This is a genomic window from Pseudomonas sp. LM13, from assembly GCF_041381355.1.
Lineage (GTDB): Bacteria > Pseudomonadota > Gammaproteobacteria > Pseudomonadales > Pseudomonadaceae > Stutzerimonas > Stutzerimonas frequens.
This window is the reverse complement of sequence record NZ_JACBXH010000021.1, coordinates 54,308-78,141: the sequence shown is the minus strand read 5'-3', so window position 1 is coordinate 78,141 and position 23,834 is coordinate 54,308. Positions and strand designations below refer to the sequence as shown.

Genomic DNA, 23,834 nt, shown 5'->3' with positions numbered 1-23,834 from the left:
CTAGCGTGAACGGATCGAGCCAGTGCGCACGGGCTCCCTTGATCGCCACGGCGCTGCCGCTTAGTGGCGTGCTGGACAGTTGCGGGTTGCCGCTGACCGTGAAGACGCGACGGCCGAGCTCGTCGAAGCGCCAGACCAGGTCGCCACCGCCCAGATCCTTCTCGTCGCCCTTGTGCATGATCAGGTTCAGGCAGCTGGCCTCGGCGCTCAGCGGGATGCGGTAGAGCGCGCCGTATTCGGGGTCGGTTTCCGCCGCCGCGAGCGGTTGCGCCCAGCTGGTTTCGGTCGCACTGCCGTTGCAGTCGGCGGTGTTCCACAGATGTGGACCCCAGCCGTTGTAGTTGCCATCGGCGCGCTGGTAGTAGAGCAGGGCCTCGTCGGGGCCGGGGTCGAGTGGGGCTGCCGAAGTGGGTTGCACGGCCAGCGACAAGCCGCCGAGGACGAGCGCCGCCAGGCGCCGATAAGCGATCGAGCGAGTGAGCATGGGTGAGGGTCCCGTTGTTGTTCTTCTTGTACTGCTCGCTGGATGGTCGGCGCGGAGTATTCGACGCACATCCTTCCGCTGGGGATCCGCTTTAGGCGTAGGCCAGGGCCGTAATAGCGTTCTGCTTGCCCCCCTTGCCGCGCAAAGGTATGGCTGGAAATGCTGAGGGCGCCCATCAGGCGCCCTCGGATTGCCTCGTCGCGCGACGGGGCAGTGACCGCAGGAGTGCTCAGCCGATGGTGATCGGCGGCAGTTCCTTCAGTTCGACGGTTTCCTGCTTGCGCGGCGCAAGCACTTCGGCTTCGCCGTCGACTACCAATTCGTCGTTCTGATTGAACACGCGGGTGGCGATGCGCACGCGGTTCTTCGGCAGCTTCTCGAGAATTTCCAGGCGCACGCTCAGCGTGTCACCGATTTTCACCGGACGGGTGAACTTCATGGTCTGGCCGAGATAGATGGTGCCCGGGCCCGGCATGGTGCAAGCCACGGCGGCGCTGATCAGTGCGCCACTGAACATGCCATGGGCGATGCGTTCCTTGAACAGGGTGTCGGCAGCGAACTCGGCGTCCAGGTGCACCGGGTTGCGATCGCCGGACATCGCGGCGAACAGCTGGATATCCTTTTCCTCGACGTGTTTTTCGTAGCTCGCCTGCTGGCCGACCTCCAGGTCGGAGTAAGGCGTGTTGCTGATGGTGCTCATGGAATGTCCTCAGGCTGGTCGGCGCACCGGATGCTGCGGCCGATGGATCGAAGCGAGTCGCGCGATCCCAGATGACCGGTGTCGGCGCGCTGGGGCTGCATTCTAGAGGCACGGGCTGCACTTGTCCCGGCACCGGGCCGCGCGATGCCGTGACGAAAGATTCACAGCAGTGATTAATGCGGCTTGGGCTGTTGCGTCGCGATGCCGACCTGATAAGTTCGCCAGAGCCCGCTGCGCGCGGGCCAGACACTCTCAGGTAACGAGGCCAATAACAATGCAGCCTGAATTCTGGAATGACAAACGCCCTGCCGGCGTGCCCAATGAGATCGATCTAGGTGCTTACCGCTCGGTCGTCGAAGTGTTCGAGCGTGCCTGCAAGACTCACGCGGACCGCCCTGCATTCAGCAACATGGGTGTCACCCTCAGTTACTCCGATCTGGAGCGCCACTCCGCCGCTTTTGCCGCCTGGCTGCAGCACCATACCGATCTGCAGCCCGGCGACCGCATCGCCATTCAGATGCCCAACCTGCTGCAGTACCCCATCGCCGTGTTCGGCGCGCTGCGTGCAGGACTCATCGTGGTCAATACCAACCCGCTGTACACCGCGCGGGAGATGCGGCACCAGTTCCAGGATTCCGGCGCGCGGGCGCTGGTGTACCTCAATACCTTCGGCCACCACGTGCAGGAGGTGCTGCCCGACACCGCCATCGAGCACCTGATCGAAGTGCGCATCGGCGACATGTTGCCAGCCCTGAAAGGTGTGCTGGTCAACGCCGCGGTCAAGCACCTGAAGAAGATGGTGCCGGATTACAGCCTGCCGCAAGCCGTTTCCTTCAAGAGCGTGCTGGGTGACGGGGCCCGCCACAACCACAAGCCGGCAGCCCTGGAGCCCGATCACGTCGCCGTGCTGCAGTACACCGGTGGTACCACGGGTGTGGCCAAGGGCGCGATGCTCACTCATGGCAATCTCGTGGCGAACATGCAGCAGGTTCGGGCAAACATGCAGCAGCTGGATGAGCATGGCCATCCGGTGATCCGTGAGGGTCAGGAAGTGATGATCGCGCCGCTGCCGCTCTACCATATCTATGCCTTCACGGCGAATTGCATGTGCATGGTGGTGACCGGCAACCACAACGTGCTGATCACCAATCCCCGGGATATCAACGGTTTCGTCAAGGAGTTGCAGCGCTGGCAGTTCTCCGGCTTTCTCGGGCTCAACACCTTGTTCGTCGCGCTGATGGCCCACCCGCAGTTCAACAAGATCGACTTCTCCCGTCTCAAAGGCACCAACTCCGGCGGCACCGCGCTGGTTTCGGCGGTCGCCGAGCGCTGGAAGAGCATGACCGGCTGCACCGTCGTCGAAGGCTATGGCCTGACCGAAACCTCGCCGGTTGTTTGCGCGAATCCGTACGGTGAGCACTCCCGTCTTGGTACCGTCGGGCTGCCGGTCCCCGGGACCACGGTGAAGGTCATTGATGACGAGGGCAACGCCTTGCCGCTCGGCGAGCGTGGCGAGCTGTGCGTCAAGGGCCCGCAAGTGATGAAGGGCTATTGGCAGCGTCCCGAAGCGACTGCCGAGGTGCTGGACGAGGAGGGCTGGCTGAAGACCGGCGACATCGCGGTGATCGACCAGGACGGTTTCGTCAGCATCGTCGACCGCAAGAAGGACCTGATCATCGTCTCGGGCTTCAACGTCTACCCCAACGAGATCGAGGACGTGGTGATGGCTCACCCGAAGGTCGCGGCTTGCGCCGCCATCGGTGTGGCGGACGAAAAATCCGGCGAGGCGGTCAAGCTGTTCGTCGTGCCCAGCGATCCGACGCTCACCCAAGAAGAATTACAGGCTTACTGCCGTGAGAATTTCACCGGCTACAAGATGCCACGGCATTACGTGTTCCGGGATGCATTGCCGATGACCCCGGTCGGCAAGATCCTGCGTCGGGAGCTGCGCGAAAGCGCCTGACGACGCGAGATGCACTGTCGTTGCGGGAGACAGATGAGGTGACCGGGATATATTTTCCGGTCACTTTATGTCGAATCAATGGTTTCCGGACTCTGTTCGCTCCTCGGCAAAGCTGCTAACCTCGGGCACGCTTTTAGCCCGATCAGCGGTACAAAAGTTAACAAATCACAACAAAACAGCTGCCATCGCGCAGTAATAAAGCTGTTGCTTAGGAGTGGGGTTCATGACCGATAACTTCTGGAAGGATAAGTATCCCGTTGGTGTTGCCAGCGAGATCAATCCCAACGAGTACCAGAACATTCAGGCTGTGCTCAAGCAGTCCTGCGAGCGTTTCGCGGACAAGCCGGCCTTCAGTAGCCTCGGCAAGACCCTGACCTACGGTGAGCTGTACAAGCTGTCCGGCGACTTCGCAGCCTACCTGCAGCAGAACACCGATCTCCAGCCGGGCGACCGCATCGCCGTACAGCTGCCCAACCTGATCCAGTATCCCATCGTGGTGTTCGGTGCCATGCGCGCCGGGCTCATCGTGGTCAATACCAACCCGCTGTACACCGCGCGGGAGATGGAACACCAGTTCAACGACGCCGGCGCCAAGGCGCTGGTCTGCCTGGCCAACATGGCCCACCTGGCCGAGGAAGTGCTACCCAAGACCGGCATCAAACACGTGGTCATCACCGAAGTCGCCGACATGCTGCCGCCGCTCAAGCGCATGCTGATCAACGCGGTGGTCAAGCACGTGAAGAAGATGGTGCCGGCCTACAGCCTGCCGAAAGCGGTCAAGCTCAACGACGCGCTGGCACTCGGCCGCGGCAAGGCGGTGAGCGAGGCTTCGCCGAAGAGCGACGAGGTGGCCGTGCTGCAGTACACCGGCGGCACCACCGGCGTGGCCAAGGGCGCCATGCTCACGCACCGCAACCTCGTCGCCAACATGTTGCAGTGCAAGGCGCTGATGGGTTCGAACCTCAATGACGGCAGCGAAGTGCTGATCGCGCCGTTGCCGCTCTACCACATCTACGCCTTCACCTTTCACTGCATGGCGATGATGCTCAGCGGCAACCACAACATCCTGATCTCCAACCCGCGCGACCTGCCAGCGATGATCAAGGACCTGTCCAAGTACCGCTTCAGCGGCTTCGTTGGCCTCAATACGCTGTTCGTCGCGCTGTGCAACAGCGAAGACTTCCGCAAGCTCGATTTCTCGGCGCTGAAGATCACCCTTTCCGGTGGCATGGCGCTGCAGCTGGCCACGGCCGAGCGCTGGAAGCAGGTCACCGGATGCTCGATCTGCGAAGGCTACGGCCTGACCGAGACCAGCCCGGTGGCCTCGGTCAACCCGATCGAGCACATCCAGCTCGGCTCCATCGGCATTCCGGTGCCCTCGACGCAGTTCAAGGTCATCAATGACGATGGTCAGGACCTTCCGCAGGGCGAGATCGGCGAGTTGTGCATCAAGGGCCCGCAGGTGATGAAGGGCTACTGGCAGCGCCCCGAGGCCACCGCTGAGGTGATCGACGCGGATGGTTGGTTTAAGACCGGCGACATCGGCGTGATCCAGGAAGACGGCTACATCCGCATCGTCGACCGCAAGAAGGACATGATCCTGGTGTCCGGCTTCAACGTATATCCCAACGAGCTGGAAGACGTGCTCGCCAGCCTGCCGGGCGTGCTGCAGTGCGCTGCCATCGGCGTCCCGGACGAGAAATCCGGTGAGGCGATCAAGCTGTTCGTGGTGGTCAAGCCGGGCGAGAGCCTGACCAAGGAGCAGGTCATGCAGCACATGCATGACAACCTGACGGGCTACAAGCGCCCGCGCTACGTGGAGTTCCGCGACACCCTGCCGACCACCAACGTCGGCAAAATCCTGCGCCGCGAGCTGCGTGACGAGGAGCTGCGCAAGCTCGGCCACAAGCAGTAAACGCAGCTGTTGTGAAAAGAACCCGCTTCGGCGGGTTTTTTTCGTTTTTGCGAACGGCGTTTCATCGGCAGCGCTCTCGAGAGCTTTAGTTAGCGCTTGGTAGCGTTCTTCTCATCCTGTAGTAGGTGGCACAATAGCCCTACTTAACCGTTTAGTTTGTAGGGGAATATCGGATGCTGTCGTCACTACGTCTGCGAGTGAAACTGCTGCTGCTTGCCCTTGGTCCGATCCTGCTCCTCGCGATCCTGCTCAGCGGCGTCGCCGTGGTCGAGCTGCAGGACTTGGCCGATCAGCAGGAAGCACAGACCCGTGCCAGCCTCATTCGTGATCGCCGGGCCGAGCTCGAGCACTACGTGCAACTGGCACGCAATGCGATTGCGCCGATCTACGAGCGCTCGGCCGAGGGCGATCTGCAGGCGCGAGCTGAGGCCGTGGCGCTGCTCGAGCGGCTGGCCTACGGCCGCGAAGGATATTTCTGGGGCTACGATGGCCAGTTCTTGCGCGTGTTCCAGGGTGACACCCACGAGCGCATCGGCGAGAGCTTCGCCGATTTTCAGGACCCGAATGGCGTGTATGCCATCCGTGAACTGGTCAAGGCCGGTCAGAATGGCAGCCATTTCGTCGACTACAGCTTCGCGGTGCCGGGCAGCGATGCGCTGGTGCCCAAGGTCGGTTACGCCGAATACCTGCCGAAGTGGAACCTGGCGTTCGGCACGTCGCTGAACCTCGACGACGTCGAGCGCGATGTGGTCGAGGCCCGTGCGGTTTTCCAGGCGCGTATCGACAGCCTGACGATGATCATGCTCGGCGCCGCGTTGCTGCTGCTGGTGCTGATGGCCGGGCTCGCGGTACTGATGAGCAATGCCATCCTGCGTCCACTGCTGCAGATCAAGCAGAACCTCGACGATATGGCGCAGGGCGACGGTGACCTGACGCATCGCCTGCCGATCACCAGCCAGGACGAGCTGGGTGAGCTGGCCACCTCGTTCAATCGCTTCGTCGAGAAGATCCATTCGCTGGTACAGCAGGTGGCCGGCACCACCACCCAGCTGACCGGTCTGGTCGCGGCCGTGGCCAGCCAGGCGCAGCGTTCGGAGCAGGCCATGGCCGACCAGCGCAGCGAGACCGATCAGGTCGCCACGGCGATCAACGAGATGTCCGCTGCGGCCAATGAAGTGGCGATGAGCGCCCAGCGCGCGGCCGAAGCGGCACGCAAGACCGATCAGCAAGGCGTTGCGGCCAAGCAGGTGGTGGACCAGAGCATTCGCCAGATTCATGAACTGGTGGGCGAGCTGCGCGACAGTGGCGAGTCGCTGGAAGGCCTGCAGCAGGACGTGAAAGGCATCGTCGGCGTGCTCGACGTGATCCGCGCCATTGCCGAGCAGACCAACCTGCTGGCGCTCAACGCCGCCATCGAGGCAGCCCGTGCCGGCGAGGCCGGACGCGGTTTCGCCGTGGTCGCCGATGAAGTCCGGGCGCTGGCCAGTCGCACCCAGCAGAGTACCGGCGAGATCCAGAACATGATCGATCGCCTGCAGGGCGCAACGTCGCACACGGTCAGCACCATGCTGCGCGCTGGCGAGACGGGCGAGAGCACCCGCGATCATGCCAACCAGGCCGGCGAGTCGCTGGATGCGATTTCCGCCCTGATCGGCACCATCAACTCGATGAACGCGCAGATCGCCGCCGCCGCCGAGGAGCAGACTGCCGTCGCCGAGGAGATCAACCGTAGCGTGCACCATATCGCCGATGCGGTGGACGGTGTGGCCAGCGATGCGGCGCAGGGTGCGCAGACGGCGCGCGAGCTGAACGGATTGGCCGAGCAGCTGCAGCGATTGGTCGGGCAGTTCCGGGTCTGACTGAAGCAGCCGCTCTGGAATGGGCCCTCACGAAACCCTGCCTGGCAGGGTTTCGTTGTTTTTCAGGTAAAGAAACGTCCCCGTAGGTCGACAACCGAAAAGTACTGCGTGAATTGGCGGCTTAATTGGCGCCTGATTTTTGTCGCATATCTTGTTGCTCAACCCACCTCCGGGAATTAACAGAATGCTTTCCAACCTTCGTTTGCGAATGAAGTTGCTGCTGCTCGCGCTGGGCCCGATTCTCCTGCTCGCCATCCTGCTCAGCGGCATTGCCGTGTACGAGCTGCAGAGCCTCGCCGAACAGCAGGAAGAACACACCCGCAACAGCCTCATCCAGGACCGTCGCGCGGAGCTCAAGCACTACGTCGAGCTAGCCCGTAACGCCATTGGGCCGATCTACGAGCGTTCTGCCGAGGGCGACATGCAGGCGCGCGACCAGGCCGTGGCCATCCTCGAGAAGTTGGCCTATGGCAAGGACGGCTATTTCTGGGGCTACGACAGCCAGGCCGTGCGCATCCTGCAAGGCAACACCAAGGACAAGATCGGCCAGAGCTTCTACGACTACCGCGACCCCAATGGCGTCTATGCCATTCGCGAGCTGGTTCGTGCCGGCCAGGACGGCAGCCATTACGTCGACTACAGCTTCGTGCTCGGCGACAGCAGTGTGCTGGTGCCCAAGGTCGGTTACGCCGAGTCCCTGCCGAAGTGGAAGATGGTCTTCGGTACCTCGCTCAACCTCGATGGTGTCGAGCGCGACGTCCAGGCCGCCCGTGCCGAATTCCAGCAGCGCATCGACGGTCTGGTGGCCATCATGCTGGTCTCCGCATTGATCCTGCTGGGCCTGATCGCCCTGGTCGCCGTGTTCATGAGCAACGCCCTGCTCAGGCCGCTGCTGCTGATCAAGCGCAACCTGGACGACATGGCTCAGGGTGACGGCGACCTGACCCAGCGCCTGCCGATCACCAGCCAGGACGAGCTGGGTGAGCTGGCCACCTCGTTCAATCGCTTCGTCGAGAAGATCCATTCGCTGGTGCAGCAGGTGGCCGGCACCACCACCCAGCTGACCGGTCTGGTCGGTGCGGTGGCCAGCCAGGCGCAGCGCTCGGAGCAGGCCATGGCCGATCAGCGCAGCGAGACCGATCAGGTCGCCACGGCGATCAACGAGATGTCCGCCGCCGCCCACGAAGTGGCGATGAGCGCCCAGCGCGCGGCCGAGGCGGCGCGCGAGACCGATCAGCAGGGTGTCGCTGCCAAGCAGGTGGTGGACCAGAGCATTCACCAGATCCACGAGCTGGTGGGCGAGCTGCGCGGCAGCGGCGAGTCGCTGGAAGGCCTGCAGCAGGACGTGAAAGGCATCGTCGGCGTGCTCGACGTGATCCGCGCCATTGCCGAGCAGACCAACCTGCTGGCGCTCAATGCGGCCATCGAGGCGGCCCGTGCGGGTGAGGCCGGGCGTGGTTTCGCCGTGGTCGCCGACGAAGTTCGCGCGCTGGCCAGCCGCACGCAGCAGAGCACCGGCGAGATCCAGGGCATGATCGACCGCCTGCAGAGCGCCACCTCCAACACCGTCGCCACCATGCTGCGGGCGGGCGAGAAGGGCGAGAGCACCCGTGACCAGGCCAACCAGGCAGGCGAATCGCTGGATGCGATCTCCGCCCTGATCGGCACCATCAATTCGATGAACGCGCAGATCGCCGCGGCCGCCGAGGAGCAGACCGCGGTGGCCGAGGAGATTAACCGCAGCGTGCACCATATTGCCGATGCGGTGGATGGCGTCGCCAGTGACGCCGCCCAGGGCGCGCAGACCTCCCGCGAGCTCAACGGCCTGGCCGAGCGCCTGCAAAAGCTGGTGGGTCAGTTCCGCATCTGACCCAGCCAGGCGGCAGGCGCAATGCCTGCCGCCAAGGCGCGGCATTCGTTGCCGAACGCCTTGGATCTTCAGCGAAGTTCCTTCATCCCGATCAGCGGTAGTACCGGCGGGCGGTTGCGCCAGAACGAGACGGTGGCCGTCCGGTCTAGCTCCCTATGGCCGCGTCCGCTGATTGCCGTAGGGGACGATGGCGCAAGCCAGGCGGCCTGCCCATCAATCTCGTTGCAAGGATGAGTTACCCATGCACAAGAAAAACAATGCTGTTCGGGTAGTTGCTTCTCTCGCATTGATCGCCAGCAGCGCCGCATTTGCCGCGCCGAAGGCCGATACCGCTCAATTCAACGACTTCTGGACGCCGGCCAAGCCGAATGCGGCGCTGTGCCGATCGCCCTTGCTGGTTGGCACGCCGATCGGCCTGCCGCGCTGCATGCAGGCGAGCAACGTCATGAAGCACCTGGAAGCGCTGCAGGACATCGCCGCGCTCAACGGGGGCAATCGCGCCTCCGGCCAGCCGGGCTACCAGGCCTCCCTCGACTATGTGCGCAGCCGGCTGCAGCGCGCCGGCTATCGCGTCGAGGTGCAGGCGTTTCCGTTCCTCGCCTTCTATCCGGTGAATCCCGGCACGCTGAGCGCCGTGGCGCCACAGACGGTGCAGTACGTCTGGGAGGAAGATTTCACCTATGCCGACCAGACCGATCCGGGCAACGTCACCGCACCGGTGGTGCCGGTGGACCTGGCGCTCGGTGCCGGCAACACCTCCACCAGCGGCTGTGAACCGGAGGACTTCGCCGGCTTCCCGGCCGGCGCTATCGCGTTGATGCAGCGTGGCAGCTGTGCGTTCGGGCAGAAGGCGACGAATGCCGCGGCTGCCGGTGCGGCCGGGGCCATCATCTTCAACCAGGGTGATACCGAGGACCGCAAGGGCCTGCTGGTCGCCACCCTGGGCGAGGACTACAGCGGCGGCATCCCGGTGATGTTCTCGACCTACGACAACGGCGTGGCCTGGTCGCAGACCGCGGGTCTGCAGCTGAGCATGAATGTCGACGTGGTGCGCGAGCAGACCGAGACCTACAACCTGCTGGCCGAAACGCGGCGGGGTGATCCGAGCAATGTGGTGATGGTCGGTGCGCACCTGGATTCGGTGTTCGAAGGCGCCGGCATCAACGACAACGGCTCGGGCAGTGCCGCGCTGCTGGAAATGGCCCTGCTGATGGGCAAGGCACGGCCGGAGAACAAGGTTCGCTTCGCCTGGTGGGGCGCGGAGGAGTCGGGGCTGGTGGGCTCGACCTACTACGTCAACCAGCTGCCGGACGAGCAGAAGCAGCGCATCAAGGCCTACCTGAACGTCGACATGATCGGCTCGCCGAACTACGCCAACTTCATCTATGACGGCGACGGCTCGGATTTCGGCCTGCAGGGTCCGCCCGGCTCGGCTGCCATCGAACGCCTGCTGCGCACCTACTTCCAGCTGCGCAATGCGCCGTCGGAAGGCACCGAGATCGACTTCCGCTCCGACTACGCACAGTTCTTCGAGGACGGCATTGCCTTCGGCGGGCTGTTCACCGGCGCCGAGGACATCAAGACCGAGGAGCAGGCGCAGCGTTACGGCGGCGCAGCCGGCCAGTCGTTCGATCCGTGCTATCACAACGAATGCGACGACCTCGGCAACATCTCCATTGAGGCGCTGGAGTTGCACGGCGATGCGCTGGCCTTCGCCACCAGCTGGCTGTCGCTGTCGACCGAGATGATCGATGACGAGATCGCCGCGGCGGCCGAGCAGAGCATTGGCAGCATGCGCATCCAGCAGGTGCAGGAGAAGTCGCGCTGGGGTCACTGGATCCGTTGATCGGCTGAACACCGCGCCGGCATGCCGGCGCGGTCCTGCACAACCCTTTCCCTTCGGCCGGCCGGGCAAATCTGCGACAATCGCGCCCTTCTCGAATTGCCCCACGGCTGTCCATGACCGACGCAACGCCCGCTATCGATACCCTGCTGAAGAATCTCGACCAGGCCCTGTTCGCTGATCGCCACCGCCTGCGCCGGCAGCTGCACGAGCTGAGAAAGCAGCCGGACGAGGCCAAACTGGCCCAGTGGCTGGAACGTTTTCAAGCCTCCGCCGCCAAGGTTGTGGCTCGCCGCCAGAGTGTGCCGAGCATTCGCTACGACGACAGCCTGCCAATCGCGGCCAAGCGCGACGAGATCAAGGCCGCACTGGAAAAGCATCAGGTGCTGGTGATCGCCGGTGAGACCGGCTCGGGCAAGACCACCCAGCTGCCGAAGATCTGTCTGGAGATCGGCCGGGGCGTACACGGGCTGATTGGCCATACGCAGCCGCGCCGGCTCGCGGCACGCAGCGTCGCTACCCGCGTCGCCGAGGAGCTCGGCGCGCCGCTGGGCGAGCTGGTGGGCTATCAGGTGCGCTTCGAGGACCAGAGCACCGAGCGCACGCTGATCAAGCTGATGACCGACGGCATCCTGCTGGCCGAGACGCAGCACGATCGCTTTCTGGAGAAGTACGACACGATCATCGTCGACGAAGCCCACGAGCGTTCGCTGAATATCGACTTCCTGCTGGGCTTCCTGAAGACGCTGCTGCCGCGCCGGCCGGATCTGAAGGTGATCATCACCTCGGCGACCATCGACTTGGAGCGCTTTTCCGAGCACTTCGACGGTGCACCCATCGTCGAGGTGTCCGGGCGCACCTACCCGGTGGAAACCTGGTATCGCCCGCTGGCTGCCGAGATCGACGAGGACGGCAACCGCGTCGAGGACGACCTCACCGTCGACCAGGGCATCCTCGCTGCACTGGACGAGATCGCCGCCCACGAGCGCAGCGTTGGCCAGCGCCCCGGCGATGTGCTGGTGTTCCTCCCTGGCGAGCGCGAGATTCGCGACGCCGCCGAGGTGCTGCGCAAGGCCAATCTGAAGTTCACCGAGGTGCTGCCGCTGTACGCGCGCCTGACGCCGGCCGAGCAGCAGAAGATCTTCCAGCCGCGCCCGGGGCGCAAGATCGTGCTGGCCACCAACGTGGCGGAAACCTCGCTGACGGTGCCGGGCATCCGCTATGTGATCGATTCGGGCACCGCGCGCATCAGCCGCTACAGCTACCGCGCCAAGGTTCAGCGCCTGCCGATCGAGGCGGTGTCACAGGCCAGCGCCAACCAGCGCAAGGGGCGTTGCGGGCGAGTCGAGCCGGGTATCTGCATTCGCCTGTACAGCGAGGAGGATTTCCTCGGTCGGCCGGAATTCACCGATCCGGAGATCCTGCGCACCAACCTCGCCGCGGTGATCCTGCAGATGCTGCATCTGCGCCTGGGAGACATCCAGGATTTCCCCTTTATCGAGCCGCCGGATGGCAAGGCCATCAGCGACGGCTTCAACCTGTTGCAGGAGCTCTCGGCGGTCAACCGCGAGAACCAGCTGACCCCGCTGGGCCGCCAGCTGGCACGCCTGCCGATCGACCCGCGCCTGGGCCGCATGCTGCTCGAGGCCGCACAGCAGGGCAGCCTCGCCGAGGTGCTGATCGTCGCCAGCGCACTCTCGGTGCAGGATGTGCGCGAGCGTCCGGCCGACCGCCAGCAGGCTGCCGACCAGGCCCATGCGCAATGGAAGGACCCGGACTCGGACTTCGCCGCACTGATCAACCTCTGGCGCGGTTTCGAGGAGCAACGCCAGGCGCTGGGCTCCAATGCGCTGCGCAGCTGGTGCCGAAAGAACTTCCTCAACTACCTGCGTCTTCGCGAGTGGCGCGACGCCCATCGCCAGCTGACGCTGATCGCCCGCGAACTCAGGCTCGGTGCCCCGGCAGATAATCGCGGCCAAGGCCGTCCCCAGAAGGGCGAAGCCCGTGGCAGCGGTCTCGACCGCGGAACGACCGCAGCAGCGCCATCGGCCGAGGCCCCCGCACCGACCAAGGACAACAAGGTCAACGCCATCCTCCGCCAGCAGGCCGAAGCCAGCGAGGCCGCGCAGAAGGCCAAGGGTTACGCCGCGGTGCACAAGGCGATTCTTGCCGGTCTGCTCAGCCAGATCGGCAACAAGACCGAGGAGGGCGACTTCCTCGGTGCCCGCCAGCGACGCTTCTGGGTGCATCCTTCCAGCGTGATCGGGCGCAAGAAACCCAACTGGCTGATGGCCGCGGAACTCGTGGAAACCACCAAGCTGTTCGCGCGTATGGTCGCCAAGATCGAACCGGACTGGATCGAGCCGCTGGCCGGCCACCTGGTCAAGAAGAACCACTTCGAGCCGCATTGGGAGAAGAAGCGCGGCCAGGTGGTGGCCTACGAGCAGGTGACGCTCTACGGCCTGATCGTGGTTGGCCGCCGCCCGGTGCACTACGGGCCCATCGACCCGCCGGCGGCGCGCGAGCTGTTCATCCGCGAGGGCCTGGTGCGTGGCGAGATCAACAGCCGTGCCCGCGCGCTGACAGCCAACCGCGAGCTGCTCGAGCGCATGGACGAGCTTGAGGCCAAGGCGCGGCGTCGCGACATCCTCGCCGACGAGGAAACCCTGTTCGGTTACTACGATGCGCGTGTGCCAGCGGACATCTACCAGACCGCCAGCTTCGAGAACTGGTACAAGCGCGAGAGCCAGAAGAACCCGCAGCTCCTGATCATGCGCGAGGAGGACGTGCTCGCCCGCGAGGCCAGCGAGGTCACCGCCGCGCAGTATCCGGACCACCTGCGCATCGGCGAGCTGCAGTTGCCGCTGGAATACCACTTCGAACCCAACCACCCGCGCGACGGCGTAACCCTGCGCGTGCCGGCGCCGCTGTTGCCGCAACTGCGGCGCGAACGGCTCGACTGGCTGGTGCCCGGGCTGATCGAGGCCAAGGCGGTCGCGCTGGTGCGCGGCCTGCCGAAGGCGATCCGCAAGAACTTCGTGCCGGTGCCGGACTTCGTCGGCGCGGCACTGGCCAAGATCAGCTTTGGCGAAGGCGCCTTGTCCGAGGCGCTGGGCCGCGAGCTCACCCGCATGACCGGCGCCCGCGTGCCGGACGAGGCCTGGGCCGAGGCCGCTGCCGGGCTGGAAAACCACCTGAAGATGAACATCGAGGTGGTCGATGCGCGCGGCAAGTTCCTCGGCGAAGGCCGTGACCTGGCCGAGCTGACGGCGCGCTTCGCCGAGGCCAGCCAGGCCGCGCTGGCGCCGCCGCAGCAGAAGGCCGAGCAGAAGCCGGTCGAGGCCAAGGGTTTTGCCCAGGTCGCGGAAAAGGCGCAGGCGAAGATGGCCGGCCTGTCGATGACGGTCTACCCGGCGCTGGTCGAGGAGGCCGGGGTGGTCAAGGAGGCGCGCTTCCCGACCCAGGCCGAGGCCGACTGGCAGCACCGCCGCGCCCTGCAGCGCCTGTTGCTGCAACAGCTGGCGGAACCCGCCAAGTACCTGCGCCACAAGCTGCCGGGCCTTACCGAACTGGGCCTGCTCTACCGTGACATGGGCAAGGTCGATGCGCTGGTCGAGGACATCCTGCTGGCCAGCCTCGACAGCTGCATCCTTGACGGCGAAGCCCAGCTGCCGCGTGATGGCGCCGCGCTGGCGTCCCTGGCCGAGCGCAAGCGCGGCGACTGGACCGCCCACGCCGAACGGCTGGCGCGTCTGACGCTGGAAGTCCTCAAGCACTGGCACGGCCTGCAGAAGCGCTTCAAGGGCAAGATCGATCTGGCCCAGGCGGTGGCGCTCAACGACATCAAGGCGCAGCTGGGCAACCTGGTCTATCCGGGCTTTGTTCGCGAAACGCCGGCCGAGTGGCTAAAGGAATACCCGCGCTATCTGAAGGCCATCGAGCAACGCTTCGAGAAGATCGGCGCGCAGCTGCAGCGCGACCGCGTCTGGTCCGGCGAGCTGGGCGGCTACTGGGAGCAATACCAGGCGCGGCTGCACAAGCACCAGCAGGAGGGCAAGCGCGATCCTGAGCTGGCGCTCTATCGCTGGATGCTCGAGGAATATCGCGTCTCGCTCTGGGCACAGCAGCTGGGTACGAAAATGCCGGTATCCGACAAGCGCCTGAACAAGCAGTGGAGCCAGGTCGAGCCCTGAGTTCAGGGCCGACCTCTCATCTGGAACGAGCCATGCACAGCCACAACAGCCTGCCGGGCGTGGCCAGTTCGCTCGGCGCCTCGGCGCTGTTCGCCACGCTGTACTACTACACCACGCTGCTCGAGCCGCTGGACGGCCAGCAGGTCTACGGCTGGCGCATCCTGCTGACCGCCCCCTGCCTGGCACTGCTGCTGCTCGCCATCGGCCGCTGGGGCGAGGTACGGCAGATTGTTGCACGCTTGCCCGCTGAGCCGCGGCTGTGGCTGGCGCTGCCATTGTCCTCGGCGCTGGTCGGGCTGCAGCTGTGGCTGTTCATGTGGGCGCCGATCAACGGCCACGGCCTGGACGTCTCGCTCGGCTACTTCCTGCTGCCGCTGACCCTGGTGGTCACCGGGCGGCTGCTGTTCGGCGAGGCGATCAGCCGGCTGCAGCGCCTGGCCTGCCTGCTCGCCGCGATCGGCGTCGGCAACGAACTGCTCGGCGCCGCGTCGCTGTCCTGGCCGGTGCTGGCGGTCGCCCTCGGCTATCCGTGCTACTTCGCCCTGCGCCGCAGGATGGGCACCGCCAATCTTGGTGGTCTCTGGCTGGACCTGGTGATCAGCCTGCCGGTCGCCGCATTGTTCGCCGTCGCCGACCGTGACACCTTGCAGCTGCTGACCGCCAGCCCGCGGCTGCTGGTGCTGATCGCCGGTCTCGGTGCGCTCAGTGCGCTGGCCCTGGCGCTGATGATCGTCGCCAGCAAACACCTGAACCTGGCCCTGTTCGGCCTGCTCAGCTACGTCGAACCGGTATTGCTGGTGGTGGTGGCGCTGCTGCTTGGCGAGACCATCGTGGCAGGCCAGTGGCTGACCTATGGGGCAATCTGGGCGGCAATCGGCGTTCTGGTCGTCGAGGGCGTGGCTGCTTTGCGTCGCAGCCGTGGGGCCAGCGCAGGGCCTGGCTGAAACCGGCACCGCCAGCTGTCCGGGTGGGTTGCTTGCGCGGAGCGCGCCGGGTGAACTTGTGGAGCGTTGCGCTTTTCCTAATCGGTGAACCCTGATCAAGGAGCAAGGCTTCAAGCTCATGGCGCTATTCACCCTCGGTATCCTGCTGTTTCTGCTCATTGCCGCCGACATCATCAAGACCACGCTTTCGACACGCGGCGGTGGAATGCTCACCAACGCTGTCACTCGGTCGGTATGGGCGCTTTTCTTCAGGGCGGCGGGGCGCCAGGGACGATCCGGATTGCTGCAGTATGCCGGGCAATTCGTCGTGCTTTCGGTGCTGCTGAGCTGGATCCTGGGCCTCTGGGCGAGCCTGTTCCTGCTTTTTGCCTCACACCCCGGCTCGATTGTCGACGACGCGACCAAGCTGCCTGCGGATTTGTGGGAAACCTTCTACTACGCCGGTTTCACCCTTTCAACGCTGGGCATCGGCGACTACGCCGCAGCCGCGGACGGCTGGCGTGTGCTGACCAGCGCGGCCGCGTTTTGCGGCCTGACGTTCATCACTTGGTGCCGGCGGTGGTTACGCTCAATGAGGTGTTGAGGCTGCTGCAAAGCGTCAGTGCCGAGATCCCCCAGGATCGGCTCAAACGGCAGATGCTGGGTTCGGCGGTGACTCGGCACCTGGAGCTGCAACGTGCCAGCTACCTTGGCCGAGCCCGCCCGAGCGTGGGCGAGGGAGATGTCGATCTGACGCCGTTGGCGGCCGCAGCCATACCGCTGGACGAAGACCGCGTCGTCATCGCCGCGCCCGACGAGCGCCGCAGGCTGCTGAGTGCCTTGCTTGAATCGGATGGCTGGAGCTGGCGCGACGTTTATGGCGACTCGGCCGGAAACTGACGAACTTGCCGAGGGCTGTGGTCGAACGCTGACGACTACAACATCCTTTGCGCCACGAGGGCTGCGACGAGCGCTGCTGCCAGCACCCCGAACAGCAGGCCGATGCGCCAGCCCGACCTGCGCGAAGGATCGCCAGCGGGTATCACGGCTGCAGCTGTGGTGGCGGCATGCAACGGGTTCGGTGTAGCCGGGCGCGGACGTGCGGGTTTGGGCGCAGGCGTGGGCAGGTCGGCGGCGCGAACGAACACCGTGGCGTCCTCGTCGACGACTTCCGGCGCGCTGACCCTTGGCCCGATCACCAACAGGGTGGTGTTGCCCAGCTGGATCTGATCGCCCGGCTGCAGCACCGCGGTGCTGACCTTCTGCCGGTTCACCAGCACACCGTTGGCCGAGGCCAGGTCCTTCACCTCCAGCACGTCGCCCTTGAGAAAGAATTCGGCATGGCGGCGCGACAGTTCGGCGTCGCTGAAGCAGAGCTCGCACTTCACCGAGCGGCCGAAGGTCATCGAGCCGGTGATGTGGTACTTGTGGCCCTGGTTCTCGCCCTTCACTACCTGCAGCAACCAGCGGGGCGCGGACGCCACCTTGGCGCCGGCCTTGGCCGGATCGACGATCTGCAGTTCGAGCGTGCCCAGCCGCAGGCGATCACCGGAGCGAATCTGGTAGCGCTCGCCGACCTTCTCGTCGTTGACGTAGGTGCCGCCCACCGTGCCGAGGTCGGTGAGGTAGCAGAAGCGGTGTTCCAGCAGCAGTTCGGCGTGGAACGGCTCTATCCCGGCATCGTTCGCGACCAGCTTGTTGCTGCGGTCCGAGCCGAGGGTGAAACGTTCATCGGCCAGCCAGATGGGGCTCTGCCGGTTGTCGACGAAATGAATCCTGAGCATCTCTGAATCACCCTGAGCAGAGAGGCGATCGGGCGCGAGCCGAGCGATCGCCCGTGATTACTGGTTGAAGATCCGGTTCCACAGGCGTTTGACCGGGTTGGCCGGCGCCTGGGAGCTTTGCGTGGTTGTTGGCGCCGTGCGCGAGGTGCTGGCGGCGGTACGCGGCTTGGGCCGTGGTGCACGCGCTTTGGCAACGCGCTGAGCGTGAGCGTCGTGCAGTGCGAGCAGCGGCGCGTATTGCGGCGCGGCCTCCAGGCCCTGCTGGATATATTCCAGCGCCAGGGCGAACTCGCGTCGTGCGTAGGCCGATTCGGCAAGTTCGACATAGCGTTCGCTGACCCGTGTCAGACCTTCGCGTGCGGCCTGATGCTCCGGCAGCCAGCCGAGCACCTGCTGGTAATAGTGCACGGCGCTGTCTTCGGCCGGCTCCAGCAGCTGGTCGCTGGCCAGTCGCTGTGCCGCCCGTTCCAGGGCTTCGGCGATGCGCGCATCGAGCACGCGGCGCAGGCCGTCGAGCGCTTCGGGGTTATCGGCATCCAGGCGCAGGGCCTGGCGGAAGTAGTAGTCGGCATTGTCGAACGCGGGTGTGGTCAGCTGCCCGACGGCCAGGCGCGATTCGGCACGGCCGAGGAAGTCGCTGATGCGGCTGTACTGCCACCACTGGTAACCACCGAAGCCGAGCACGGCCACCGTGGCCACCACGGCTGCGCTGATCGCCGCCCAGCGGCCGAGGCCGCGCCCGCTCCGCCGGCGACGGCGACTGGGCTTGGGTTCGATGATGACGGCCGGCGCGATGCGCGTCTGGTCCATGTCCGGTTCGGTGAGGGTGTCGATGGCGGCCAGCAGTTCGCGACAGCTGGCGAAGCGCTCGTCCGGTAGCTTGGCCAGCATGCGATCGAGCAGCGGCTGGTAGCCCGCCAGTGCCGGCGGCAACTGCGGCAGGGGCATCTGCACGTGGTTGAGCACGGTTTGCGGATAGCTGCTGGCGCGGAACGGGTTGGTCCCGGTGAGCATCTCGGCGAGGATCACGCCGAGGCTGTAGATATCGCTGCGGGCATCCAGCGGCTGGCACTGGGCCTGCTCCGGGCTGCTGTAGGCCGGACTGCCGACAGCGATACCGAAATGCGTGAGTTCGTTGTCCAGTTCCACCGCCTTGGCCACGCCGAAGTCGGTGAGCACCACGCTGCCATCGTCGCGAAAGAGAATGTTGGCCGGCTTCACGTCGCGGTGGACCAGGCCGCCGTCATGCACCACCGCGAGGCCGCCGGCCAGCTGGCGAATGATGTCCAGAGCCCGGGCCGGCGAAAAGACGATGCCGCGATGCTGCGCCAGATCGCCGCCGCCGAGGTATTCCATGGCCAGATAGTGGCGGCCATCGGCGATCTGGCCGATGTCGTGGATGGTGATGATGGCCGGATGGCGCAGCGAGGCGACGATATGGCCTTCCTGGATGAAGCGTTCGGTAAAGGCGGCATCCTCGGTGCGCAGCAGCACCTTGACTGCCACCTCGCGATCCAGGGACAGCTGGGTGGCGAGGTAGACCTCGGCCATGCCGCCCTTGCCGAGTCGTTTGTGCAGGCGATAGCCGGGAATTTCTAGCATCCGATGCGTCATGGAAAAGCTCGTGCCTGGTTACGACTTGAGGGGTTTCAACAGCATGTTGATGAAGCGGCGCCCGCGCGACTCGGCCGCCGGCGGTGTTGCGGTACGGCCGATCACGATGCAGGAAATATTGTCCCGCCCGCCATGTTCGTTGGCCTGGGCGATCAGCTGTTCCACCAGATTCTCGAGCGTGTCGGCGAAGGTGCAGCTGGCCTGGATCTGCGCATCGGTCAGTTCGTTGGTCAGGCCGTCGCTGCACAGCAGCAGCAGCTCGTCGGGCTTCAGCGTGCCACAGGTGAAGCCGATCTCCAGCGGCTCCTCGCGTCCCAGGCAGTGCAGGATGATGTTGCGCCAGGCGTGGCCCTCGGCCTCGGCAGGCTTCAGCTCGCCGGCGTCGATCATCATCTGTACCCAGCTGTGGTCGCGGGTGAGCTGCTCGATGCCGGTGGCGCTGACCAGATAGGCCCGGCTGTCACCGACCCAGGCCAGCTCGAAATCGACGCCATGGAACTGCGCTGCCACCAGTGTGGTGCCCATGCCGTCGTCGCCGGCGGCGTCCAGTACGGCCTGATTGGCCAGGTGGACCGCCGGTTCCAGCGGCTCGCCGGCTTCAATGGCCCGCTGCAGTGCCTCCAGCGCCACGCTGCTGGCGACCTCACCGCACTGGTGCCCGCCCATGCCGTCGGCGATCGCCCAGAGGCCCAGCGCCGGCGCGCAAAGCAGAGCATCTTCATTGTGGCTGCGCCTGCGCCCGGGCGAGCTGATTCCGGCGTGGTCCAGCAAGGAGTCGGTGAGGGTAGGTTGCATGCGTTGACCCGCTGCGGCATGACATCGAGCGAGCATGATGCGTTGGGCCTCGGGTACTGTCATCGGCTGGTACCGAGGCAAGCGCAACACTGTTAACTCGCGCACAGGGGCGAAGCAATCGAACGCGCCCGGACCGGCAGCAGGCCGCTTTGATGCGCTTGGCCTGCGCTCGCATGCATGCACTAGCTGACCGGCCGCAGGAACTGTGCGATGCGTGCCAGCACTTGCTCCGGTTGCTCGCGGTGCGGCACATGACCGACGCCCGCCAGCAGCACCTGTTCCACCGGCCCGCCGGCGTGGCGGGCGACCAGCTGTGGATGTCTCGCCGAGCCGAACTCGTCGCCTTCGCCATGGATGGCCAGCGTCGGGCAACGCACGGCCGGCAGTGCCGCTTCCAGTGTCCAGTTGCTGAAGTTCGGGGCGAGCCAGGTGTCGATCCAGGCGCTCAGTACCCAGTCGCTGCGCTCGCCGTGGTAGCGGCGCAGACGCTCGCGTTGGGTGGGGTCGGCGAACCAGTTCCTGGCCTGACGGATGCCGTCCAGCGTCTGCGACTCGACGAAGGTCACCGCGGACAGGGTGATCAGCGCCTGGCAGGCCTCGGCAAATCGCGCGGCACAATGCACTGCCATGCTGCCCCCAACGCTGTGGCCGACCACCACGAAGTGATCGATACCCAGGTGCTCGCGTACTGCGGCGAAGCCGGTGCTGGCCTCGTCCTCGACGAAGCTCGCTACAGGCGGCGCAGTCAGGCGATCGGAGCGACCATAACCGAGGCGGTCATAGGCCACCACTGTTCGTCCAGTGGCCTGACTGAGGGCGGCCGGAAAGTCCCGCCACTGCTCGATGCAGCCGAGCGATTCGTGCAACAGCAGGATCGGGGCGCGGTTCGGGCGCAACGCATCGGCATCGGGAAACCAACTTCGAATGAACAGCCGTCCCCCGGAGCCCTCCAGCCATAGATCGGTCGGGCTGTTGCCGAGCTTGGTGCTGAGGGTCATCGGGCGCTCCTGGCGTAGGCGGAGCGCATAGCAGTACTGCTCTTTTACGTAAACGTCAACATGCGCCTGCGAATGTATCGGCGGTTCGGTGGCGGCTGGCTTCCCTCTGCCGCATCAGGCGCCGCTCTCGCTGCCGCGACGTGGCGGGCGCGAGCTGTCGGGTGGTTCGACGCGGGTCAGGTTGCCGTCTTTGCCCAGATGCAGGCGCATGTAGTCCTCGGCGAGCAGCAGCTGGCCGGCGTACAGTGCAGCGGCTTCGGCCCGCAGATGCTCGATCGAATGGCCGCGACCGGCGCTCTTCTGGTAGCGCGCGCTGAAGTGGGTGAGCACCAGGTTCGGCAGCCCGACCGCCTGTGCAAAGCGCGCCACCGCTGCTGCGGTGCTGTGGCCGAAGTCATTGCGCGCGTCGTTGGCCACCGCCTCGGTATAGGTCGCTTCGTGTACCAGCAGCTGCGCGTCACGACAGGCTTCGGCGAACAGCTCGGGTCGGTCGTTATCGCCACCGACGACGATGCGTCGCGGGGTGCGGCTGAAGCTCAGGTAATCGTCGCTGCGCAGTACTCGGCCTTCATGCTCGATGTCGAAGCCGCGTGCCAGCTGGCCCCAGAGTGGGCCGCGCGGCACGCCGTCACGTTCCAGGCGTTCGATGTCCAGGCGCGGGTCGGGGCGCGCCTCGCTGAAGCTGTAGCCGTAGCAGGGCACGCGATGGGACAGCTCGGTCGCCTCGATGCGCATGTTCGGGCTGCGCCACTCGCTCAGTGTCTCGACCGCATGAAAGTCCAGCTCGTAGCTCAGCCAGCTCTGGCTCATGCTCAGGGTCGCCCGCACCCAGGTCTCGATGCCCTGCGGGGCGATGATCGTCAGCGGTGCCTTGCGCCCCATCATGCCGGCACTGGCCAGCAGGCCGGGCAGGCCATAGCAGTGATCGCCATGCACGTGGGTGATGCAGATGGCGCGCAGGTCGTGCAGCGACAGCGGCGTGCGCAGCAGGCGATGCTGGGTGCCTTCGCCGCAATCGATCAGGTACCAGGCCTTGCCGGTGTCCTCCAGCAGCGCCAGCGCGCTGACGTTGCGCGCGCGGGTCGGTGTGCCGGATGAGGTGCCGAGAAATAGCAGGTCCACGAGGCATGTTCTCCAGAAGGGGTCTGATCAGTATGCCTGTACGACTGGTGCGTCAGCTGTCGGTTGCGTAACTGTTCCTCGACGTGTGCCGCCGGCTGAGTATTGCGGTGACGAGGCCAGGGCGAGCGTCGATGCGCTAGCGTACGCGCCGCTTCGCTATCAGGCGCTTTGTGCGAGTTGCGCGTCGCTGCCGCGCTGAGCGCTGTCGTCCTGGTCGAGCAGGGTCGCCAGCAGACTGGTCGCGCGGTCGAGCTCTCCGCGGTCGAGGCAGCCGAGGGCTTCGCTGAGGCCCGCGCGCCAAACGGCATCCCTGTTTCCGGTGGATGCGCTAGCGATCAGCTCGTCCAGTTCGCTTGGCTGACGCAGGCCAACGAGGCCCGGCGCGGTTGGCTGCGGCAGTGCTGCGACGGGAGCCGGCCGTTCGGTTGGGTGATGGCCGAGGTATTCGTCCACGGTCATCTCGGTGACCATCGGCACCTGGCGCTGGAAGGGGTTGATGTCCGGGAAGGATGCCTCCGCCCGCTTGGCCCCAACGGGACGGGGTTCGACCATCAGCGCTGCCGCTGCGGCCGCCCGTGAGCGTCGGCGCAGCAGCAGGCCCGCGAGAAGAAGAAGCAACGCAGGCACAACCAGTAACGAGCTGCTGAGCGAACTATCCGGCTGCTCCGCCAGTGCCGGCGCAGCCAACGCCGAGGCGAACGGCGCGGCGGATGGCTGATGCGCCTCGGCGCCGAGGTCGGACGGCGCTACCTGGGCGATGGAAGGTTCGGTGACGGCCGGGCTTGCCTCGCGCTGGGCCAGGCTTTGCTGCGCTTCGGCGAGCAGGCGGTTCTGCGCCTCCATCTGCGCCTGCAGGCTCACCACCTGGGCTTCGAGCTGGCCGAGCACCTGTTCCAGGCTGCGATCGGGCGTCGCTGAAGGCTCGAAGGCGACGTGCTCGACCGCTGGCGCCGCCGCGACGGGCTCGTGCTCGATCGCTGACGATGATGGTCGGGGTGCAGAAGCCTCGACGTGGTCTGGCAGCAGCATCTCGGCGCCGACCCGCAGGCGGTTGCGGTCACCGCCGATGAAGGCATCCGGGTTCAGCGCATAGAGGTCCGCCATCAGCGCTTCGCGTGAGCCGGCCTTGCCACCTTGCAGTCGCGCGGTGATGGCCCAGAGGCTGTCGCCGGGCTGGATCCGATACCGCTTGCCCTGTTCGGCCATCGGCAGCGTGCGTGCTGGTGCCGGTTCAGCTGGCGGCATGCCGACCACGGCCGGCGTCGGCTGGGCAAGTGGCAGCGCCGGCAGATCCGGTTGGTACAGCGGTGGGTCGAGCAGCAGGGTGTACTCGCGCAGTAGCTGGCCGCCCGGTAGGGTCAGCTCGACGATGAAGTTCAGATAGGGCTCGTTCACCGGTGTGGTGGAACTCACGCGGATACGCTGGCTGCCTGCGTCGAGCGCCGGCACGAAGCTCAGCTTGGCGAGAATGTCTGGCCGCTCGACGCCGGCGCGGGCGAACACATGGTTCGGCGCCAGGCGCACTTTAATGTCATCGGCGCCCAGTCCGCGTGCGTCGATCAGCTCGATGTCCGCCTCGAGCGGCTCGGCCAGCGCCGAATGCAGGCTGATCTCACCCAGCCCCAGGGCACTGGCCAGGGGGGTGTAGCAGGCGGCAAGCAGGATGAAAGGCCAAACGGCAAGACGAAACGACGACATAAACATTCCGGGTGCCAGCAGGGCTTTGGCCGAGGTTCCGCGCAAGGAAACCCGGCCGCGGGCGGCCTGTGGC

General features: G+C 65.5%; 17 protein-coding genes. 9 read left to right on the top strand and 8 right to left on the bottom strand.

Going from position 1 to position 23,834, the window contains the following annotated elements; genetic code table 11:
• On the bottom strand, nucleotides 1-484 hold a 484-nt coding region (locus HZR81_RS14385; RefSeq protein ID WP_500128522.1), incomplete at its 3' end, for a pullulanase-associated domain-containing protein.
• 229 nt (nucleotides 485-713) lie between these two features.
• A complete protein-coding gene (locus HZR81_RS14380) occupies nucleotides 714-1,184 on the bottom strand; it encodes a MaoC family dehydratase (RefSeq protein WP_500128521.1) in 471 nt (156 codons plus the stop codon).
• Nucleotides 1,185-1,458: 274 nt separating this feature from the next.
• Here HZR81_RS14380 and fadD2 point away from each other — a divergent pair, with 274 nt between their 5' ends.
• The 9 genes from fadD2 (at nucleotide 1,459) to HZR81_RS14335 (ending at nucleotide 16,650) form a co-directional block, all read left to right on the top strand.
• Nucleotides 1,459-3,147: a long-chain-fatty-acid--CoA ligase FadD2 gene (fadD2, locus tag HZR81_RS14375; RefSeq protein WP_110776251.1), complete on the top strand. Its 1,689-nt coding sequence runs from the start codon at nucleotides 1,459-1,461 to the stop codon at nucleotides 3,145-3,147.
• Between the two features lie 223 nt (nucleotides 3,148-3,370).
• Nucleotides 3,371-5,062, top strand: coding sequence for a long-chain-fatty-acid--CoA ligase FadD1 (gene fadD1, locus HZR81_RS14370; protein ID WP_500128520.1), 1,692 nt, complete (start codon nucleotides 3,371-3,373; stop codon nucleotides 5,060-5,062).
• A gap of 173 nt (nucleotides 5,063-5,235) precedes the next feature.
• Nucleotides 5,236-6,921, top strand: a complete 1,686-nt coding sequence (gene ctpM, locus HZR81_RS14365; protein WP_500128519.1) for a methyl-accepting chemotaxis protein CtpM — start codon at nucleotides 5,236-5,238, stop codon at nucleotides 6,919-6,921.
• A 184-nt stretch (nucleotides 6,922-7,105) separates the two neighbouring features.
• Nucleotides 7,106-8,791: a methyl-accepting chemotaxis protein CtpM gene (ctpM, locus tag HZR81_RS14360; protein ID WP_063542603.1), complete on the top strand. Its 1,686-nt coding sequence runs from the start codon at nucleotides 7,106-7,108 to the stop codon at nucleotides 8,789-8,791.
• Between the two features lie 241 nt (nucleotides 8,792-9,032).
• Entirely contained in the window at nucleotides 9,033-10,637 is a 1,605-nt protein-coding gene (locus tag HZR81_RS14355) for a M28 family metallopeptidase (RefSeq protein WP_500128518.1), read from the top strand.
• Nucleotides 10,638-10,750: 113 nt separating this feature from the next.
• A complete protein-coding gene (hrpA, locus tag HZR81_RS14350; protein ID WP_500128517.1) occupies nucleotides 10,751-14,827 on the top strand; it encodes an ATP-dependent RNA helicase HrpA in 4,077 nt (1,358 codons plus the stop codon).
• Nucleotides 14,828-14,859: 32 nt separating this feature from the next.
• Nucleotides 14,860-15,771: an EamA family transporter RarD gene (rarD, locus tag HZR81_RS14345; protein WP_500128516.1), complete on the top strand. Its 912-nt coding sequence runs from the start codon at nucleotides 14,860-14,862 to the stop codon at nucleotides 15,769-15,771.
• Nucleotides 15,772-15,889: 118 nt separating this feature from the next.
• Nucleotides 15,890-16,354 carry an ion channel gene (locus HZR81_RS14340; protein ID WP_500128515.1) on the top strand — a complete coding sequence of 155 codons (465 nt, stop codon included), beginning with the start codon at nucleotides 15,890-15,892 and terminating at the stop codon, nucleotides 16,352-16,354.
• A complete protein-coding gene (locus tag HZR81_RS14335; RefSeq protein WP_500128514.1) occupies nucleotides 16,330-16,650 on the top strand; it encodes a hypothetical protein in 321 nt (106 codons plus the stop codon). The genes HZR81_RS14340 and HZR81_RS14335 overlap by 25 nt, the downstream gene beginning before the upstream one ends.
• A gap of 35 nt (nucleotides 16,651-16,685) precedes the next feature.
• Here HZR81_RS14335 and HZR81_RS14330 read toward each other — a convergent pair whose 3' ends face one another.
• From HZR81_RS14330 to HZR81_RS14305, 6 genes are all read right to left on the bottom strand, one after another.
• Nucleotides 16,686-17,534 carry an FHA domain-containing protein gene (locus HZR81_RS14330; protein ID WP_500128513.1) on the bottom strand — a complete coding sequence of 283 codons (849 nt, stop codon included), beginning with the start codon at nucleotides 17,532-17,534 and terminating at the stop codon, nucleotides 16,686-16,688.
• 57 nt (nucleotides 17,535-17,591) lie between these two features.
• Complete coding sequence (locus tag HZR81_RS14325; RefSeq protein ID WP_500128512.1) at nucleotides 17,592-19,148, bottom strand: protein kinase domain-containing protein; 1,557 nt, start codon at nucleotides 19,146-19,148, stop codon at nucleotides 17,592-17,594.
• An 18-nt stretch (nucleotides 19,149-19,166) separates the two neighbouring features.
• Complete coding sequence (locus tag HZR81_RS14320; protein ID WP_500128511.1) at nucleotides 19,167-19,943, bottom strand: PP2C family protein-serine/threonine phosphatase; 777 nt, start codon at nucleotides 19,941-19,943, stop codon at nucleotides 19,167-19,169.
• Nucleotides 19,944-20,125: 182 nt separating this feature from the next.
• Nucleotides 20,126-20,941: an alpha/beta fold hydrolase gene (locus HZR81_RS14315; RefSeq protein WP_156243480.1), complete on the bottom strand. Its 816-nt coding sequence runs from the start codon at nucleotides 20,939-20,941 to the stop codon at nucleotides 20,126-20,128.
• Between the two features lie 114 nt (nucleotides 20,942-21,055).
• On the bottom strand, nucleotides 21,056-22,063 hold the full coding sequence (locus HZR81_RS14310; protein ID WP_161612252.1) for a ribonuclease Z: 1,008 nt from the start codon (nucleotides 22,061-22,063) through the stop codon (nucleotides 21,056-21,058).
• Nucleotides 22,064-22,222: 159 nt separating this feature from the next.
• Nucleotides 22,223-23,761, bottom strand: a complete 1,539-nt coding sequence (locus tag HZR81_RS14305) for a type IV pilus assembly protein FimV (RefSeq protein WP_500128510.1) — start codon at nucleotides 23,759-23,761, stop codon at nucleotides 22,223-22,225.
• Nucleotides 23,762-23,834 lie beyond the last annotated feature (73 nt).

Bases quoted from the DNA above. Each gene is read 5' to 3' on its own strand.
- HZR81_RS14315 (WP_156243480.1), bottom strand. From the start codon at position 20,941: ATGACCCTCAGCACCAAGCTCGGCAACAGCCCGACCGATCTATGGCTG.
- fadD2 (WP_110776251.1), top strand. From the start codon at position 1,459: ATGCAGCCTGAATTCTGGAATGACAAACGCCCTGCCGGCGTGCCCAAT.
- HZR81_RS14355 (WP_500128518.1), top strand. From the start codon at position 9,033: ATGCACAAGAAAAACAATGCTGTTCGGGTAGTTGCTTCTCTCGCATTG.
- HZR81_RS14320 (WP_500128511.1), bottom strand. From the start codon at position 19,943: ATGCAACCTACCCTCACCGACTCCTTGCTGGACCACGCCGGAATCAGC.
- HZR81_RS14330 (WP_500128513.1), bottom strand. From the start codon at position 17,534: ATGCTCAGGATTCATTTCGTCGACAACCGGCAGAGCCCCATCTGGCTG.
- hrpA (WP_500128517.1), top strand. From the start codon at position 10,751: ATGACCGACGCAACGCCCGCTATCGATACCCTGCTGAAGAATCTCGAC.
- rarD (WP_500128516.1), top strand. From the start codon at position 14,860: ATGCACAGCCACAACAGCCTGCCGGGCGTGGCCAGTTCGCTCGGCGCC.
- fadD1 (WP_500128520.1), top strand. From the start codon at position 3,371: ATGACCGATAACTTCTGGAAGGATAAGTATCCCGTTGGTGTTGCCAGC.
- HZR81_RS14340 (WP_500128515.1), top strand. From the start codon at position 15,890: ATGGCGCTATTCACCCTCGGTATCCTGCTGTTTCTGCTCATTGCCGCC.
- HZR81_RS14305 (WP_500128510.1), bottom strand. From the start codon at position 23,761: ATGTCGTCGTTTCGTCTTGCCGTTTGGCCTTTCATCCTGCTTGCCGCC.
- ctpM (WP_063542603.1), top strand. From the start codon at position 7,106: ATGCTTTCCAACCTTCGTTTGCGAATGAAGTTGCTGCTGCTCGCGCTG.
- HZR81_RS14325 (WP_500128512.1), bottom strand. From the start codon at position 19,148: ATGACGCATCGGATGCTAGAAATTCCCGGCTATCGCCTGCACAAACGA.
- ctpM (WP_500128519.1), top strand. From the start codon at position 5,236: ATGCTGTCGTCACTACGTCTGCGAGTGAAACTGCTGCTGCTTGCCCTT.
- HZR81_RS14380 (WP_500128521.1), bottom strand. From the start codon at position 1,184: ATGAGCACCATCAGCAACACGCCTTACTCCGACCTGGAGGTCGGCCAG.